The sequence below is a fragment of the Kosakonia sp. N21 genome (assembly GCF_050587465.1).
In the GTDB taxonomy this organism is placed as follows: domain Bacteria; phylum Pseudomonadota; class Gammaproteobacteria; order Enterobacterales; family Enterobacteriaceae.
In genome coordinates this window covers 94,603-111,808 of the sequence record NZ_JBOBHR010000010.1, presented here as the reverse complement: position 1 = coordinate 111,808, position 17,206 = coordinate 94,603, and the positions used below count along the sequence as shown (strand labels likewise).

The window sequence follows — 17,206 nt, the reverse complement described above, 5'->3', positions numbered from 1 at the left end:
CACCTCTATTTTTCTGAGACCCAACCACCAACTACGTTACCGTTTTGATCAAGCTCTCGGTAATACTTCCCTATCGGTTGACCGTTGGCGTTATACTCCACTTTATGCTCATGGGGTGGAACGTTTCCATTAGAATCATACCCCAAAGTTCCATGGGTCCTCTGTTGTCCATAGTCTTCACGAGAGAACATATTACCCCTGTCATCATAGTAAGTGATACTTTTGGTACCATCAGCCCTGGATACCTCATAGACAGAGTTAGGTGTCGATTTTTTTGGTGCCTTACCTGACGATACTACAGTATGTTCAGTTGGAACTTTATTGGTTGCGGGATTGACAATATTGCTCCCGGTAGCCCCCGAATCAAGATAAGCCAGATCATCCTTATTCGGCCCATCCGGGATCGGTGTAACAGTAGTGTTACCCCCAGTATTTGGTGACCCGCCATTATTTGCCGTATTATTCGGCCCTGTATCAACCCCACCAGCACCTTTGCCAGTATCCGTTGCTCCCTGCGCTTCGCTCTGATCCGGGTTAACCAGCTTACCACCAGTAGGATCCTGATCTGCTATTGGCAGTTCCGTATGACCCGGCCCGCGCGTGCCATCGCGCACCGCGCATTGCTCGCGCGTTCCTTCACAACCACCGCCATTATCCCAGCTATCTCCCTTCCCTGAACCTTTGGTTCCATTTCCTGCAGCCCCGCCAGCAGCCGCTGCATTATTTGCGGCTGCTTGAAGCGCGTATTCCCAGTACAGCGAATTATTCTCAACCTCAACCCGCGCCGCATTCCCTGCGCTGACCATGCCGTTGGTGTTGCCGGTTGCCACACCGCCACCGACTGCCCCCACTGCCGACACCAGGTTGAGGATCACCATCTTCTCATCCGGGTTTAACTGATCGGCTTTTTTGCCATACAGCGCCTGAGCAAATTGTTCTGCCCCGGCGGAGGCGATAAACCCGCCGATGGCACCTGCGGTGGCATTACCGCCCTGTGCTTTGGCAAGCGCGGCGGAAATCACCGTATGCAGCGCTATACGTGCCGCGTCACTTTCGTGTGTGGCTTCTTTTACCAGTTTCGCCAGCACCGGTGCTGCGCCCGCCGCCATACCGCTCTGCACATTGCCGCCAAGCACACCCGCCAGTAACCCGGTCATCGCCGAACTGGCGGTCCAGAACGGGCTGCCGATGCCGTACTCCTTATCCACCTCTTTAAATTCAGCCGATGCGGTGACTTTGTCGTTGATCTCCTCATCGCTCAGCCCTTTCAGCTCGCCGCGCGCCGCCATCTCGTCACGCACTTTCTTCTTCGCAGCGTCCAGCTTGCTGTCCATATACGCCGTCATTGCCTGCGTACCCAGCGACGACGCCTGCTGCTGAATCTCCAGCTTGTCTTTGATGGCCTGCTTGTCGAAGTTGTTTTCCAGCGCGTTGTGCGCATTCGCCGTATCGCGGCTCAGATCTGCCACATCCTGCTGCTGGTTCGCCTTGTCGCGAATGATGATGTCGCCTGGCTAAAGTATTATTCTCCACGACAACCCATTCCGACACGGTTGTTGAGATTGCAGAGGTGTTTTCCCTGTGAGGTCAGCAGGTTACAGACCATTTTTGTCAGTGCATTTTGACGCTGGCAGCATTTTGCCCCGACGTGCGTTTTCGACCCGAAGACGCTACCGCCCCGCCGTGACACTAAGGTCTGCACCGCTCTTATCATATCAGTGGCACGCAGCTGAACCACCTCATACTCCACATAAACTGTTGTAATTTATTGATAAAGTATTTTTTGCAAGATTGAAGTTACAGGCCTGGGATGTGACGGAAGAGGCGTTGTGGTATCAGTCCTGGCTGTACTGCCCAGCTATCTTCCGGGAGGTGTGAAGCACGCGCAGGATGCGCACACAGGCGTTTTCTGCTACATACACGATGATGAACGGGAAGTGAGGCACTACCAGTTTACGCTGTTTCTCTGAGCGTCCGGCTTTCACCCCGGCAAGCGGGTTCTCCGCAAGGATAGTCGCCATGCCTGCCAGCCGCTCATCGGCAGCGATAGCGACCAGTGCGCCAGCTTCCCGGTTCAGGTACAGGAAGATGTTTTCCCTGTCGCTCTGTGCGCGTTTTTCCCATTCAACACTGACCGTCACAACGTACCCCGCGTGGCCCGTTGTTTCAGTGCGTTCATCCGGTTTTCCATTTCATCGTTGCTGATGTACTCACCTTCGCCTGCATCATGACGGCTGAACGCCTGTGCTATCTGTTCTTCCAGCCAGCCTTCATGCTCGCTGCTCTGATGGCGGCGCTCTTCAGCGGCCAGCTCTTCGGCACGCTGGCGCATCAGCTCCGTCAGGCTCATCTGCTGGCGCTCTGCGGCCTGCATCGCCAGACGTTTGGTTTCTTCGTCGATACGGAAGTGGATGGTACTGCTCATCGTCATAACCTCGCGTGGTGTCGATTGTGTTGTCATTATGATGTCAGTCCTCCGTGTTGTCATCCGGGATTTGTGCTTCACGCTCTGCCGGTGGGTCGTCGCATGAACCGCCTGCAACGCCCGCACCGACACCTGCGTGTATATCTGCGTCGATTCGACGCTGGCATGGCCCAGCATTGCCTGTATCCAGCGCAGGTCAGCCCCGTTCTCCAGCATCTGCGTTGCCATCGCGTGGCGGAACAGGTGACAGCTTCCGTGCGCGACCAGCCCCGAGGCTTTCATCCAGTGACTGACCGTGTTGGTGATGCCGTTCGGCGTCAGACCTTCCACACCATCAAGCGCCACGAACAGCGCCTTACAGTGCGGGTTAACCAGCAGTTGCGGCCTGACGTGGTGCAGATAACGCTGCACCCACCACAGCGCCCGCTCGCCCACAGGAACCACCCTGTCCTGTTTGCCCTTACCCTGCACGATAGTCAGGGTGCGGCGGTTCGCATCCACGCTGAACACCTCAAGCCCTGCGGCTTCACTGCGTCGTATGCCCGTTGACCACAGCACTTCCATCAGCGCCCGGTCACGGATGCCGCCCGGCGTGGTCAGGTCGGGTAACGCCAGCACCTGCTCCACCTCATCCACGCTCAGGATGTAGCGTGGCAGGCGTTTTTCAAGCCGTGGCAGCTCAAGGTCTTGACCTCCTCCCTGAAAACAGTGCCAGGCTAAACTGAAGTCTCCGGTCTTTCTTCCATCTCGCCGGGAGGTACATCGCCATGAAAAAGACCCGTTATACCGAAGAGCAGATTGCGTTTGCGCTGAAACAGGCCGAAACCGGCACCCGCGTCGGGGAAGTCTGCAGAAAGATGGGCATTTCTGAGGCCACCTTTTACAACTGGAAAAAGAAATTTGCCGGTCTGGGCGTGACGGAACTGCGGCGTCTGAGGCAACTGGAGTGAATCGCCACAGGTTTAACAGACACCTCAGAGTCATTTAAGATGGCTTAAAGAGAGAGGTGCCCATGAGCGGTAAGCGTTATCCCGAAGAGTTTAAAATTGAAGCAGTCAAACAGGTTGTTGATCGTGGTTATTCTTTTTCCAGCGTTGCAACACGTCTCGATATCACCACCCACAGTCTTTACGCCTGGATAAAGAAGTACGGTCCGGATTCTTCCACTCATAAAGAACAGTCAGATGCTCAGGCCGAGATCCGCCGTCTCCAGAAAGAGCTGAAGCGGGTTACCGACGAACGGGACATATTAAAAAAAGCCGCGGCGTACTTCGCAAAGCTGTCCGACTGAGGTACGCCTTTATCCGTGACAACGCCCGTTGCTGGCCTGTTCGCATGCTCTGTCGGGTGCTGGATGTTCATCCCAGTGGCTTTTACGCCTGGCTCCAGCAGCCACATTCACAACGCCATCAGACAGACCTGAGACTGACAGGACAGATTAAACAGTTCTGGCTGGAATCGGGATGCGTCTATGGTTATCGCAAGATCCATCTGGATCTGTGGGACAGCGGGCAACAGTGCGGAGTCAACAGAGTCTGGCGACTGATGAAACGTGTCGGGATAAAAGCTCAGGTCGGATACCGGAGCCCGCGGGCACGTAAAGGCGAGGCCAGTATCGTGTCGCCCAACAGGCTCCAGCGACAGTTCAATCCGGATGCTCCGGATGAGCGTTGGGTAACCGACATAACCTATATCAGGACCCACGAAGGCTGGCTGTATCTTGCCGTGATTGTTGATCTGTTCTCACGCAAAATTATCGGCTGGTCCATGCAATCCCGGATGACAAAGGACATTGTCCTGAACGCACTACTGATGGCTGTATGGCGGCGTAATCCCCAAAAACAGGTGCTGGTTCATTCGGATCAGGGCAGTCAGTACACAAGCCATGAGTGGCAGTCGTTCCTGAAATCACACGGCCTGGAGGGCAGCATGAGCCGTCGTGGTAACTGCCACGATAATGCGGTTGCAGAAAGCTTTTTCCAGTTGTTGAAACGCGAACGGATAAAGAAAAAGATCTACGGAACGCGGGAAGAAGCCCGCAGCGATATTTTTGATTACATTGAAATGTTTTATAACAGTAAGCGTCGGCATGGTTCCAGCGATCAGATGTCACCGACAGAATATGAAAACCAGTATTATCAACGGCTCGGAAGTGTCTAGATTATCCGTGGCGATTCAGACACATCATAAGCCAGAGACAGGCACACCCACAACCCGGCGCTATACCGTGGGTTATGTCAGTGACGCAAAGTATCAGCCCGTTCCGGCGGTCACCCTTAAAGGCCACTGGCTGACAGAGGCAGGCTTTGAGACTGGGACGCCACTGGAGGTGCGGGTGATGCCGGGCTGTCTGATACTGACTGCGCAGGAACCACAGTCGGCAACAGAACCGGAAGTCGTTGTCGCGTTGCGTAAAGCCTGCAAAAAGCTCTCCGCCCGCAAGCAGAGGCAGATTGCGGAGTTTATACAGGTGATTACCACGCCGCAGAAGAGAGCTGACAGGTTAGACTAACTAACTGGTTGTAAAATAAAAAACCAGTTATTTCGGCTGGTTTTTTTACTTAAGCATCATATTTAAAGTCGATATTTATCTTGAGCGATTCAACATCTACCGTTACTTCACAGCCGTGCCAGAATGGTTTTTCCTGGGAGTTGAAGTTGGCTAAAAAGTAATTTCTTAACTCGACCAGAAGATCTAGTAGATCACTATTAGCCCTTGCTCCGGCAGAGAACCAATTCATCTTTCCTGTAAGTTTATCTACATAATCAAATTCACATTTACAATGATCATTCTCAGGTGATAACTCCGCTCGCATGATTACCTTCGATCCGGTATCAGGAACTACTGCCAGTAATATTGAACCAATATCGTTGTAGATTTCCTGGTCAGTTCGCATTATTTACCTCCTGGTGCATTCTTGAATGTTTCTGCAATAGGTCTTCCTCCATCTATCGTATATTCTACGTAGAATTTATCTGGCCTGACACTATCACCTACATAAGATGGCTGGATATTGACCTTCACTTCCTTGCCTTCACTCAGCGCTTTCGCCCAGGTATTTTCCATCTGCTTCCATGCGCCTTTATTCAGGTTACCATCCATCGGCAAAAGATTCAGTTTTTCGCCCGGACCGTTAAAGATGGAGGCGATTAAGTGACCACCTTCATCACCGTCAATACCACATTTACCCGCTTTACATTGCTGATAGGTATTTCTGTCTTTTACATTAGGGCTAAGGGTAGCTTCTACCTGGTTCGGTCTTGCAAGATTATCCGTCTTGTAAACTTTATCGCCATCCACTTTATAAATAGTATTCGGCTGCGGTTTATTAAGCTCTTTGCTCCAGTTACCTTTTCCGCCAGAGTTGATATCGACGATCCTAAGCTCTGGCGCAGCATTGTCACCCGTTTTTACTAGCTGGCGGACTGTTTCCGGAGTCACTTTAGTCCCGGCCTGCTTCTCAACCACCATCAGCGCTTTCAGTTCCGACAGTTCAGTTACGGTTATCTTGCTGGCTGTTGCCAGTGTCAGACCTGCCGGTAACGCATCTCCGGCAGCCATCTCTGCCAGCCAGATGCTGACCTCGTTGGCGCAAAGTACCAGGTTTTCTGCACAACCGCTGGCTGCGGCTCTCGCAGCAGCAATCACTTCCGGCGCGACCACACCGGCAGCTACAGCACCATAAGCTGCAACAGCTATTCTGGCGTTTTCCTTGGACTCTTCGAGCTTGTGTAATTCCTGTATTGCTACCGGATCGCCTGCTTCAGCATGTTCCCTGACTTCCTGCTCATATTTTTCAGTCAGCCGGTAAAGTGGATCGCCTGTTTTCTTAAACTCTTCCTGATAGGCGTCGGGATTGACGTACAAGAACAGCGAGTTATTCTCAACCTCAACCCGCGCCGCATTCCCTGCGCTGACCATGCCGTTGGTGTTGCCGGTTGCCACGCCGCCGCCGACTGCCCCTACTGCCGACACCAGGTTGAGGATCACCATCTTCTCATCCGGGTTTAACTGATCGGCTTTTTTGCCATACAGCGCCTGAGCAAATTGTTCTGCCCCGGCGGAGGCGATAAACCCGCCGATGGCACCTGCGGTGGCATTACCGCCCTGTGCTTTGGCAAGCGCGGCGGAAATCACCGTATGCAGCGCTATACGTGCCGCGTCACTTTCGTGTGTGGCTTCTTTTACCAGTTTCGCCAGCACCGGTGCTGCGCCCGCCGCCATACCGCTCTGCACATTGCCGCCAAGCACACCCGCCAGTAACCCGGTCATCGCCGAACTGGCGGTCCAGAACGGGCTGCCGATGCCGTACTCCTTATCCACCTCTTTAAATTCAGCCGATGCGGTGACTTTGTCGTTGATCTCCTCATCGCTCAGCCCTTTCAGCTCGCCGCGCGCCGCCATCTCGTCACGCACTTTCTTCTTCGCAGCGTCCAGCTTGCTGTCCATATACGCCGTCATTGCCTGCGTACCCAGCGACGACGCCTGCTGCTGAATCTCCAGCTTGTCTTTGATGGCCTGCCTGTCGAAGTTGTTTTCCAGCGCGTTGTGCGCATTCGCCGTATCGCGGCTCAGGTCTGCCACATCCTGCTGCTGGTTCGCCTTGTCGCGAATGATGATGTCACCTGCGGCAATCGCGCTGTGCGTGGTGTTGCTGGCGCTTTCCGACACGCTCGCCATCGTCATCGACGGCAGCCCGCCAGGCATCGCTTTGTACTCGCCTTTCTGGCCCTCTTTCGCGGTCTCACCGGTAGTGGGTTTGAACTCCCCGGTTTTTTCGACTTTCTCCACGCCGCCGGAGACGTTCATGCCGAACTGGCTGCCGCTGGACTCAGCCTTGTTATGAATATCGCTCCAGCCCAGCGTATCGGTGCTGAGACGGTTTTTCGCCGCATCGGCATTCGAGGCAATCACTGCGCCGTCCAGTTGCGTGTGGCTGCCAACGTTGATATCAAAGCCGCCTTTACCCGCGAAAATCCCGCTTTGATCGATAACCGACTGGTAGTCGTTATTCATCTTGCCGCTGCTGACGCTCACACTGCCCTGCACCGAGGTGCCGCCGCAGATGGGCGGTACGCAGATGCTGACGTTCACACCCGTGGAGCTGGATTTGCTGTCGTATTCGGCTTTGTCCTGCTGGCTGCTGATGGTCAGGTTGCGGCCCACATCGGCAATCACCCGATCGCCATGAAGCTCCGCGCCCTGCAACGTGGTATCGCGCCCGCTATTCACGTTCAGCGTCTCATCTGCGTGGATCTGGCTGTTGTGATTAACCAGGCTGCTGCCGTTCTCTTTGCTCTGCGAACGGCTGGCGCCGATATCCACCGTAAAGCCGTTTTGCTGGCCAATCGCCGAGAAGCTCACGCCCAGGGAATACTGGCTGCCACTGCTGCTGCTCTTCTGTTTATCCGTGTCCTGTGCTGCCGTCAGCGTGATGTCGCGTCCGGCGTCCAGCACCACGTTTTTACCGGTGATAGTGATGCCCTGGGCAGTGATATCCTGATCGGCTTTGACGATCACCGACTCCCCGGCGGCAAGATGACTGCCCTGCTGTTGCTGGCTGCGGTAATCTTGCTTCTCTTTCGAGGTTCCGGCGGAAACGCCCACGCTCACCCGCACCATTGACGAGTCATAGGCTTCTTTCGCCACGTTAACGGCGGTGGTCAGCCCGGCCTGCGCGGCATAGATAGCCGTCAGACGCGGGTCGCGCCCCTCTTCCGCAGAGCGGGCTGCGCTCTCCAGCGCCTGTGCGGCGGTGACGGCCCAACCAGACGCCGACGCTGTCGCAGCGTATTGCGTCGAAGAGGACTCGCTCTGGGTATGCAGACGGTCTTCGCTGACATCCAGCCGCACGTTCTCGCCACTGATCGCCAGCGACTTACCGGCGCTGATATCCGCACCGTTTACCGACACATCTTTTTTCGCCTGTAGCGCCACATCACCGTCTTTGCTGGCAATCTGGCTACGCAGCGTGCTCTGCTGGTTGCTGTCGAGCTGCGAGGCATGTTTTGAACTGCTGTAGCCGACTTTGCCGCTGTAACCGTCGCCGCCGAGGGCGCCGACCATGCTCTGGCTGCCGCTCTGCTTGTCATTGACGGTGTTATTGCCGGTGGTGACGTTGATATCGCCGTTTTTCGCCGATAACAACAGGTCGTTAATTGACGCCAGCGAGCTACCAGAAACATTCACATGCCCGTTCTGGCTGGTGATGTAGATGTCCTTTCCGGAAATCTCGCTGCCGGTCTGCGTGGTGGTCTGCTTGTCCCCCTTGCTGCTGGATTTCTCCATACCGAACGGCAGAATTTTAGCGCCGTGGTTCGGCCCGCCTTCCACGGTACGGATAGCGGAACCGATGGTGGGCGCTTGCGTTGTGATGCTCCAGCTACTGCTGCTGGCGCTGGTGCTCAGGCGCTCTTTGTCGGTTGAGGTGGCGATATCGACATTGTTTTTCGCATCGATAATCACCGCTTCGCCCGCGCCGAGGCGGCTGCCACCAATCAGCACGTCGCCCGGGCTTTTCGCCCCTGTGGCATCCAACTGGATATTACCTGCCGCTGTCAGGTTGCTGCCGGTGGCGAACTCACCGTAATAATGGGATTCGCTTTTTGACGACGAACGCCCGTAGCTGATCGGCAACGATGCGCCGCCACCGAGATCGGCAAAGGTCGCTGCGGCTTCACCTGCCAGGGTTTTCCCCTGTGTGATGCCACTGCCGCCCATCTTGACGATGTCGCGCACATTGCGCACCGCATCGATAATCGGGTCAGAGAGGGAGATGCCCACGCCGCTGCTCTTGCTGGACTGTTTCACCGTCTCCTGCACCACATCCTTACCAGGGATAATCGCAATGTCGCTGGCGGTAATGTCGATATGGCCGGTTTTACGCTCGGTATCGCCCTGTTTACGCGCGGCGACCACATCGGCTGCGCTCAGCGTCGCCTGGTTACCGGCGTTGATAATCACGTTGCCGCCGGTGGTGCCGATCACGCTGCGTGCATCGCTTTGCGCGACTTCGCTGCCCTTACGCGACACCTGAGAAGACTGTGAACCAATGGTGATGCCCAGACCGCCGCCAAACACACCGCTTTTTTTCGTCTTCTTCATGCTGTAGTGAGAAGACTCTTCCGTCGCCGCTTCAACAGTGACATCGTTGCCCGCTTTCAGGGCGATATCCCCTTCGGCAGCCACAGCGGAGCCTTTCACCAGCAGGTTATTCCCGGCGTTCAGCGAGACGTTATCGCCGCTCAGCAGCGTGCCTTTCTCGTTGGTCTGGCTGTTTTCTTTGATGGTGTGGGTGGTTTTCTTGCTCAGGAAACCTTTTTTGGTTTTGGTTTCTTCAAAGTACGAATAGTCGCTTTCGGTGGCGGTGTTCAGGTTAATATCACGCCCGGCAGAAACGCCGACGTCACCTTTTGCCAGAACCTGCGCTGCGTCTGCGTTCATGTCGCGACCGGCCACGATGACCGTGTTGGTGCCGCTGCTGATTTCGCTGCCCTGCTGGCGAACCTTCTCGTTAATGACCGTTTTCTTACTGGCTTTGTAGCTGTCGCCCTGGGTGCTCGCTTCCGCCAGCAGATTGACGTCGCGGCCAGCCTGCAAGCCGACCTGCTGCTCTGCCGCCAGCCCGGCGGCCTGCGAATTGATGTCCTGGCCTGCGGTCAGCGTCAGGTTATTCCCCGCGCTGACGGTGGTGTTATCCACCCCGGTGCGGTGGCTTTCCCCTTTGCCCACCCGGCTGTTCTGGCTGGTCTGCTCTGCATTCAGGTTCAGGTCATTCCCGGCTGCGAGCTGCGCGTTTTTCCCGGCGCTGACATCACTGGCGCTGAGCGTCAGATCGTTGCCTGCCTGCATCGCCAGGTTACCGCCTGCCTTGATGGCGCTGCCCTGGTAAGAGACTTCAGCATTGCTGGTCGCTGTTTTACGCATGAAGCCGGACTGGCCATACGCCTCATTTTTCTGAATGGCGTTAACGGCGATATTGCCCGTGGCATCCATCAGCAGATTGCCCCCTGCCGACAGCGTGGAGCCGGTCAGGGTGATATCTTTGCCCGCCGTCAGCGACAGACCATCCTGCGCGGTAATGCTGGCAATGCTGCCCAGCGTGGTGTCTTTGAGGCTGACCGAACCGCGTTTGCTCTTCGCATCCAGCGAGTACTGATTAGCAAGCGTGAGGTTATTGATACTGCCGTCGAGGCTCTCCAGCGCCACCGTTTTACCGCTGATGGCGGAGCTGACGTTGTTGATATCGCCAATCGCACTGAGATCGACATTGCCGCCCGCTTTGATCAGCGAGTCGTGGGTGTTGGTGATCGCCCCGGCGCTTTCAATGCTGAGGTCGTTTTTCGCCAGCAGTGTACTGCCGCTGTTGGTGACACCGCCGCCTTCCAGGCTGACATTGTTCCCGGCTATCACGCTGCCGTTGTTTACCGTCACGTCTTTTGGCGACAGGTAAACTTTGGGGATCATCACCGTTTCGCCATTAATCGTGGCGGATTCCCACCACAAAATGCTGTGATCCAGTGATGCGATTTGATCGGCGGAGAGTGCCACGCCAAACTGCAGCCCCAGTGACTGCTGGGTATTCGCGGCGTTATCCATCAGGTAACGCATCTGGTCGAGATCGGAGCCGATGCCGTTGAGATAGCGGCTACCGGTCTGGTTCAGCACCACATTGCTGACATAACGGGTATCGAATGCCGCATCGCCGAGGAAGCGGTAGTCGTAGTCCGGGTTCAGTTTGATGCGACTCAGCATGTACGAGGAGCCAAGGAACTGCTTCTCGTCGGTATAAGCGCGGTTAGTTTCACGCGGGGCGGCAGACGGGCTGATACCCAGCAGTTTGTTGAGATCGCCAAACAGGTTCGGGTCAAGCTGCCCGAGACCGTCGAGTTTCGGGTTAACGGTGATGAGATACGGGCTTTTCGGGTTATCCGACACCACAAAATAACCGCTGTTGCCGGACGGCAGCGGATAGGCGCTGGTATCAACGGATTTGCCCTGGTGCTGGCCGGGTACGGTGTTTTTCAGCACCGCATTAGTCACGCCTGCACTGGCGAGACTGCCGAGGTTGGCATTGCCTTTTTGTTGTGCGCCAATGCCGCTCAGCGCACCGCCGCCGTTAATCTGTTGCAGGGCGTTGTGCAGTTGATCCTGCCACTGCGGGGAATTCACCGCCGCCGGGCCGTTTGCCAGCGCCTGTTTTGCCACGCTACCGCCAATACTTTGATTGCTCAGAGTATTCAGTGACGGGGCAGTAAGAGTGTTGCTGATGCCTCTGGTATTCGATGTGGTAGTCGTGTTGCTGATATTACTGCTAAAACTGGCACTGACATTACCACCGGCCTGGATAACTGCGCGGTAGAGCTCGCCATTTTCGACAATCGTCGTGGGTACACTGTCAAGCTTGTAGGTAATAGCGCCCTTAGAAGCCTTATGCGATTTTAAGAAACTCGATAAGCTCGTATAGCTTGGGATCGGATCGAGGTTCGTCTCGCAGTTCGGCGCACAATTATATTTATAGTTTTGGGTGACCTTCGTTTTTCCCGTTTGTACAGAATTATTATTTAACTGGTTGCCAGACAGAGCGATGTTTTTCCCGGCAAGAATCGAACTGGTGATATTGTCCAGCGTCCCTGCAGAAATGGTCATATTGCCATTTGCTGAGATCCTCCCCGTTCCACCCGTTGCAGAAGCGGTAACGAGCGCCTCACTGAGGGTGATAGTTTTTACATCGGTCTTAAAGAAAGGTGCGATGCTGTAATGAGTCGTACAATGCTCACTTTTCCCCCCACTCTCTCCTCCACCGCCACCTGAACATGATTCAGAAGTGTTGTAACCAATCTGGCTTTTATCGAACGAAGAGACCAGCACTTTCAGGGTGGGTTCTGTGGCGGAAACATAGGTTTGTTGATTTGATGAAACAGTAAACCCATCCCTCTGGTTCAACAGATGCCCGGTCTTAATGGTGATATCGCCATTGCGGGTTTCTATGGTGCCGGAGGTGTTGATCACCTCGCCGTTGGCATTACCGGCCGCGTCCCGTTGCAGCCACAGGTTATTGCCCGCCAGCATATCGCCGCGCTGGTTGGTGATGCTGTTGGCATACAGCGCCAGGTTGTTTGCCGCATACAGCAGCGCGGTGTTGATAATCGCGCCCGGCGCGCTCAGCGTCAGGCTGCCCGTCGTGCCGGCAAAACCGTTTGCGGTGATATTCCCCCGGCTGGCCAGCGTGATATCGCCGCCACCCTGAAGGGCGCTGTTGCCGTTCAGCACGATGTCGCTGCCGCTTAATGTGCTCGCGCCGCTGCAGGTGGTGATTTGCCCGTTACTGGTCAGTTGTCCGCCCGCGCTCAGATTCACCGCCTGGCCCTGCATCACACTCTGGTTATCAATCGCCCCGTTGCTGGTGACGCTCAGGGTTTTGCCTGCCGCCAGCGTGGTTTTTGCGGTGAAAGCGTTTGTCAGTTGCAGCGTCAGGTTGCCCAGCGCCACCACCTGACCCAGTGCATTCAGCCCGCTTGCCCCCACAAACAGGTCGCCGCCGCTGAACAGCTTACCGCCGGCGGACTGCTCCACCTGCGTGGCGTTCACCGTCAGCTGGTTGTTACCGAGCAGTGTGCCGTTATTAGTCAGTTGCCGGTAATTGAGCGCCAGGGTATTCGCCTGGGTGGTGCCCTGGTTCGTGAAGCTGTCGCCGGTGAGCGTCATCTGATCGGCCAGCAGCGTGCCGGTGCCGCCGTTGTTTGCGGCATTCAGGATAAGCGTGGTGGCCTGCAGCCAGCCTGCGCCGGTGTACTGCGGGGTGGTCAGCGTCAGTTGCCCGCCGGAGAGCAGCCTGCCCTCGTTGCGCGCCAGGGTGGTGCTGTCGACGCGGGTGTCCCCCGCGCCCTGAATCAGCCCGTAGTTAAACAGCGACGGCGCGGTCAGGGTCAGCCCCTGCGTACTCACCAGTTCACCGCCTGCGCTGTTGGTCAGCGAATTCGCCGCGACCACCAGACCGTTCCCCTGGATGTTGCCTGCATTGCCGAGCGTGTCTGCATTCAGGTTCAGCACACCGTTACTGGCCAGCGAGCCGCCCGCCAGTTGGGTCGCATTTCCCGTCAGGGTGACCGTCAGCCCGTCGCTGCCGCTGACGGCTCCGCTGTTGGTCAGCGTGTCTGCGTGCAGGGTCAGGTTTTTCGCCGCCCACTGCCCCTGATTACTCAGCGACAATGCCTGCAGGGCCGCCGTGCCCAGGGCGGTGATTTTGCTGCCCTTGGCTGAATTCAGGTTGCCGGTAAGCTGAAGGTTCAGGTCGCCCGCGCTCCGGATTGCGCCGCGGTTATCCAGCGACTGCGCCGCCAGCAGAATCGCGTTGCCCTGCCAGAGCCCGCCATTGTCCACCGTCCCGGCGGTGATACCGAGCGTACCCTGCGTTAACAGTGAACCGGTCTCGCCGTTGATCAGCGTCAGTTGCGGAGCGGCCATCGCCATCCGCGCCATCAGTCTGGCGGCAGGTTGTGCGGCGTCCAGCGTCAGGCTGTCCAGACCGGTCAGCGTGCCGTTGTTGGTAATGCCTGCCTCATGCGCCGTCAGGGTTTTCCCCTGTACCGCACCGTTATTTTCCAGCGTCTGTCCGCTCAGCGTGACATCGCCTTCGCTGAGGAGCTGCCCGCTGTTGCGCAGCGTCTGCGCCTGAATATCCGCCGTGCCCTGGCTACTGAGCGAACCCGGCAGCGTCAGCGTACCGCCCACGGCGGCGGTGAAATCGCCCTGGCTCAGCAGTGAACCGCCGAGCGTCCAGTCATCCGCCGTGATGTTGACCTTCCCGCCCTGCAATGTGCCCTGCGTGGACAGTTGTCCGGCATGCAGCGTGAAATCTCCGCCGCTCAGGGTGCGCGAACCGCTGGCGGTGGTGAGGGTGTCGGCGTTCAGCGTCAGGCCCTGCGTACCCTGCCACAGACCGTTGTTCGTCAGTGTCGCCGCGCTGAAAGCCAGCGCGCCGCCGGAGAGCCATTTGCCCGTCTCCGCGTTGATAAGGGTGTCCGCGGTGGCCTGCGCCAGTGTTGTCCCCTGGATCACGCCGCTGTTGGTAACGGTGGTGCCGGTAACCGCGACGCTGCCTGCAGCAATCTGGCCGCTGTTGCTCAGCGTGGCGGCATGAAGCGTGAGGCTGTCATTCACCGACAGCAGCCCCTGGTTGTCCAGCGTGGTCAGATCCAGGTTCAGGTCGCCGCCGCTGATTAATTGCCCGGTGCTGCCGTTGACCAGCGTCTGCGAGTTCAGGATCAGGCTGTCGTTGCCCTGTAAAATGCCGTTGCTGGTGAGACGCGGCGCGCTAATGCGCAGGTCTTTCGCCGCCAGCGTGCCGTCATTCAGTACCTCTGTGGCGGTGATATCCGCCAGATTCTGGCTCAGCACACTGCCCTGGTTACTCACCGCTGTGCCGCGCAGCGCCAGGCTGTCGCCGCTGACCATCTGCCCGCTGCTGGTCAGGCTGTCGCCGTCCCACGTCAGGTTTTCCGTTCCCTGTAACAGGCCGCTGTTGCGTAAATCGCCGTGCAGGGCGAGCACTTTTGCCATCAGCGATCCGCTGTTCTGGCTGCTGGCCGCCCGCAGCGTCAGCGCCTGCTGGCTCAGCAGCCTGCCCTGGTTGGTCACATTACCGCTGACGCTGGCGTTCAGCCCGTTTTCGCCGAGCGCATTCCCGGTGTTGATCCACTCGCCGGTGGCAAGGTCAAGCGTGTCGCCCTGTAGCTGCCCGGCGTTAATCAGGCGATCATTTTTCAGCACCAGACTGCCCGCACTCAGCAGCAGGCCGCCCTGCTGGTTGGTGAGCTGTGTGCCGGTGGCGGTCAGCAGGTCTGTGCCCTGCAATGTCCCGCTGTTGGTCAGTGCGGCGACATTCAGCACCAGCCTGTCTGCGGCAATCAGGCCGCCGTTCTCCAGTGTCGGCCCGCTCAGCGTCAGTGCACCTGAACTGCGCAAATTACCGCTATTAGCGGTGGTCTGCGCCGCCAGCGTCAGCGTCTCATCACCCTGAATATCCCCCGGGTTGTGCAGCGTGTCGGCCGTGATATCCACGGTTTTCGCGGCCAGCAGACCGCTGTTAGTGATATTGTCCGCCGTCAGGCTCAGCCCGTTATCCGCCAGCAGCCGCCCGCTGTTGCTCAGGCTGGCGTAATCGCTGAACAGGTTCACCCCGTTGATTTCGCCACCGTTGGCCAGTGTGCTGCCGCTCAGGCGTAACGCACCGTCGCTGGTGATCAGGCCGTCGTTAGTCAGTTCCGGAAGGGAGAGCGTGAAATCACCGGCAGAGTAAAGCGTGCCGCTGGCGAGGTTATCCAGCCGCCCGGTTTGCAGGTTCAGCGAACGGGTGCCCTGCAACAGACCGCTGTTGATGATCTGCTGCCCGCTCAGATTCAGGCTGTCCGCCACCAGCGTGCCGCTGTTGGTGAACGCATCCGGCGTGGTCATCGTCACCGCAGATGCCGCCGTTTTACCGCTGTGGCGCAGCGTTTTCGCACTGACGCTGAGCGCGCCTTTTGCCGCCTGCGTGCCGTTCAGCGTGGCGCTGTCTGCCGCCAGGGTCATGTCCGCGCCGGAAATCAGCGAGCCCTGCTGGTTAATGTCGCTGGCATTCAGATGGACATTCCCCGCCGCATTCGCCTGACTGGCGGCATCGGTGGCAATCTGCTTCCCGGAAACCGCCATCTCCCCGCCGCTGGTCAGGGAACTGCCCGTCAGCGTGGTATTGTCACTGCCGCTGAGCGTCAGTTTACCGTCGGCGGCCAGCGTGGCGCCGCTCAGCGCCACATCCTGCGTGCTGTTAACCGTGATAGCGCCGCCAGCCTTATGGCTGCCGGACAGCGTCACACCGTCGCTTTTCGCCGTGAGTGAACCGCCGGTGAGGCTGTTTTTCACGGTCATTCTGCCGTTTGCATCCAGCGTGATGTCGCCCTGGCGCGCCGTCAGGTTGCCGAGGTTGACCCCCACCCCTTTTTCCGTCGAGACCAGATGAATACGGTTGGCGTACATCCCGCCCAGCGCACCGGTGTCGACCGCCACCACGGGCACCGCCCCTTCTCCGGCAATCGCCGTCGCTTTCCCGCCCGCATCCACCCGGTTCGCCCCGCTGGTAACGGTCAAATCCTTCGCATGGATGGCGGCGTTCACTTCGGTGGCGCGGGCAATCAGCGACAGCGCATCGCTGCTGCTGGCATCCAGCCCCTTCCCTTCCACGGTAATCGTGCCTTTTGTCACCTCCAGCGCCGCCAGGTTACCCGCCGCGTCAAACTGCGGCTTACCGGTGGTCAGGGTGGCATTCGGCGTGTTGATAAACCCGCAGCCGTTACAGGTGATGCCGTACGGGTTGGCAACCATCACGTTCGCCGCCTTACCGCCCACCTCAGTGTAGCCCTGCAGCTGTGAACGGCTGCCGCCGGTCACTTCGTTGATGATGCCTCTGGCTTCCTGCCCGGCGCGCAGGTTCGGGTTGTTCTGGATAAGCCCGCCAAGCTGCGTCTGCGTCAGCTGCCCGGTGGCGTTATTGAGGATGAGCCCCTCCGGGCCGACGTTGTACTCGTTAAACCGGTTGTGCGAGATACCCGCGCCGTTCGGCGTGGCAATGTTCACCACCGGCACGCCGTTGGCGGCTTTGTCCATGGTCGCCGGGCCGTCCGGCGTGATGGCGGCGGCAAAAGACGGGGCCACCGGCTGCCAGACCAGCAGGCTGATTATCAGCCAGCTCAGTGCGCGCTGGGAGAAACGAACCGGTTTATCGGTATGCATCTTTTTCATCC

7 protein-coding genes and 2 pseudogenes are annotated in these 17,206 nt (G+C 57.6%); 3 read left to right on the top strand and 6 right to left on the bottom strand.

Features of this window, described 5'->3' with window-relative positions:
• Positions 1-5 precede the first annotated feature (5 nt).
• The 4 genes and pseudogenes from ACQ3G7_RS20920 to ACQ3G7_RS20905 all read right to left on the bottom strand — a co-directional run.
• Positions 6-1,469 carry a VENN motif pre-toxin domain-containing protein gene (locus ACQ3G7_RS20920; RefSeq protein WP_430891819.1) on the bottom strand — a complete coding sequence of 488 codons (1,464 nt, stop codon included), beginning with the start codon at positions 1,467-1,469 and terminating at the stop codon, positions 6-8.
• Between the two features lie 366 nt (positions 1,470-1,835).
• Complete coding sequence (locus ACQ3G7_RS20915; RefSeq protein ID WP_430891817.1) at positions 1,836-2,141, bottom strand: type II toxin-antitoxin system RelE/ParE family toxin; 306 nt, start codon at positions 2,139-2,141, stop codon at positions 1,836-1,838.
• Positions 2,138-2,425: a damage-inducible protein J gene (locus ACQ3G7_RS20910; RefSeq protein ID WP_288494504.1), complete on the bottom strand. Its 288-nt coding sequence runs from the start codon at positions 2,423-2,425 to the stop codon at positions 2,138-2,140. The genes ACQ3G7_RS20915 and ACQ3G7_RS20910 overlap by 4 nt, the downstream gene beginning before the upstream one ends.
• A 43-nt stretch (positions 2,426-2,468) precedes the next feature.
• Positions 2,469-3,112, bottom strand: a pseudogene (locus tag ACQ3G7_RS20905) (tyrosine-type recombinase/integrase); the annotation flags it as partial.
• Positions 3,113-3,192: 80 nt separating this feature from the next.
• Between ACQ3G7_RS20905 and ACQ3G7_RS20900 the strand changes: the two are divergent.
• From ACQ3G7_RS20900 to symE, 3 genes and pseudogenes are all read left to right on the top strand, one after another.
• A pseudogene (locus ACQ3G7_RS20900) lies at positions 3,193-3,372 on the top strand (transposase); the annotation flags it as partial.
• Between the two features lie 65 nt (positions 3,373-3,437).
• A protein-coding gene (locus tag ACQ3G7_RS20895; RefSeq protein ID WP_430891814.1) for an IS3 family transposase occupies positions 3,438-4,585 on the top strand; the annotation gives its coding sequence in 2 pieces (ribosomal slippage) (positions 3,438-3,675 and positions 3,675-4,585; 1,149 coding nt in all).
• The gene (symE, locus tag ACQ3G7_RS20890; RefSeq protein ID WP_430891812.1) at positions 4,578-4,937 is read left to right on the top strand and encodes an endoribonuclease SymE; all 360 of its coding nucleotides are present in this window, start codon (positions 4,578-4,580) and stop codon (positions 4,935-4,937) included. Before ACQ3G7_RS20895 ends, symE begins: the two co-directional genes overlap by 8 nt.
• Positions 4,938-4,986: 49 nt before the next feature.
• Here the strand turns inward: symE and ACQ3G7_RS20885 are convergent, their stop codons facing one another.
• Positions 4,987-5,322: a hypothetical protein gene (locus ACQ3G7_RS20885; protein WP_430891810.1), complete on the bottom strand. Its 336-nt coding sequence runs from the start codon at positions 5,320-5,322 to the stop codon at positions 4,987-4,989.
• On the bottom strand, positions 5,322-17,195 hold the full coding sequence (locus ACQ3G7_RS20880; RefSeq protein WP_430891808.1) for a hemagglutinin repeat-containing protein: 11,874 nt from the start codon (positions 17,193-17,195) through the stop codon (positions 5,322-5,324). Before ACQ3G7_RS20880 ends, ACQ3G7_RS20885 begins: the two co-directional genes overlap by 1 nt.
• Positions 17,196-17,206 lie beyond the last annotated feature (11 nt).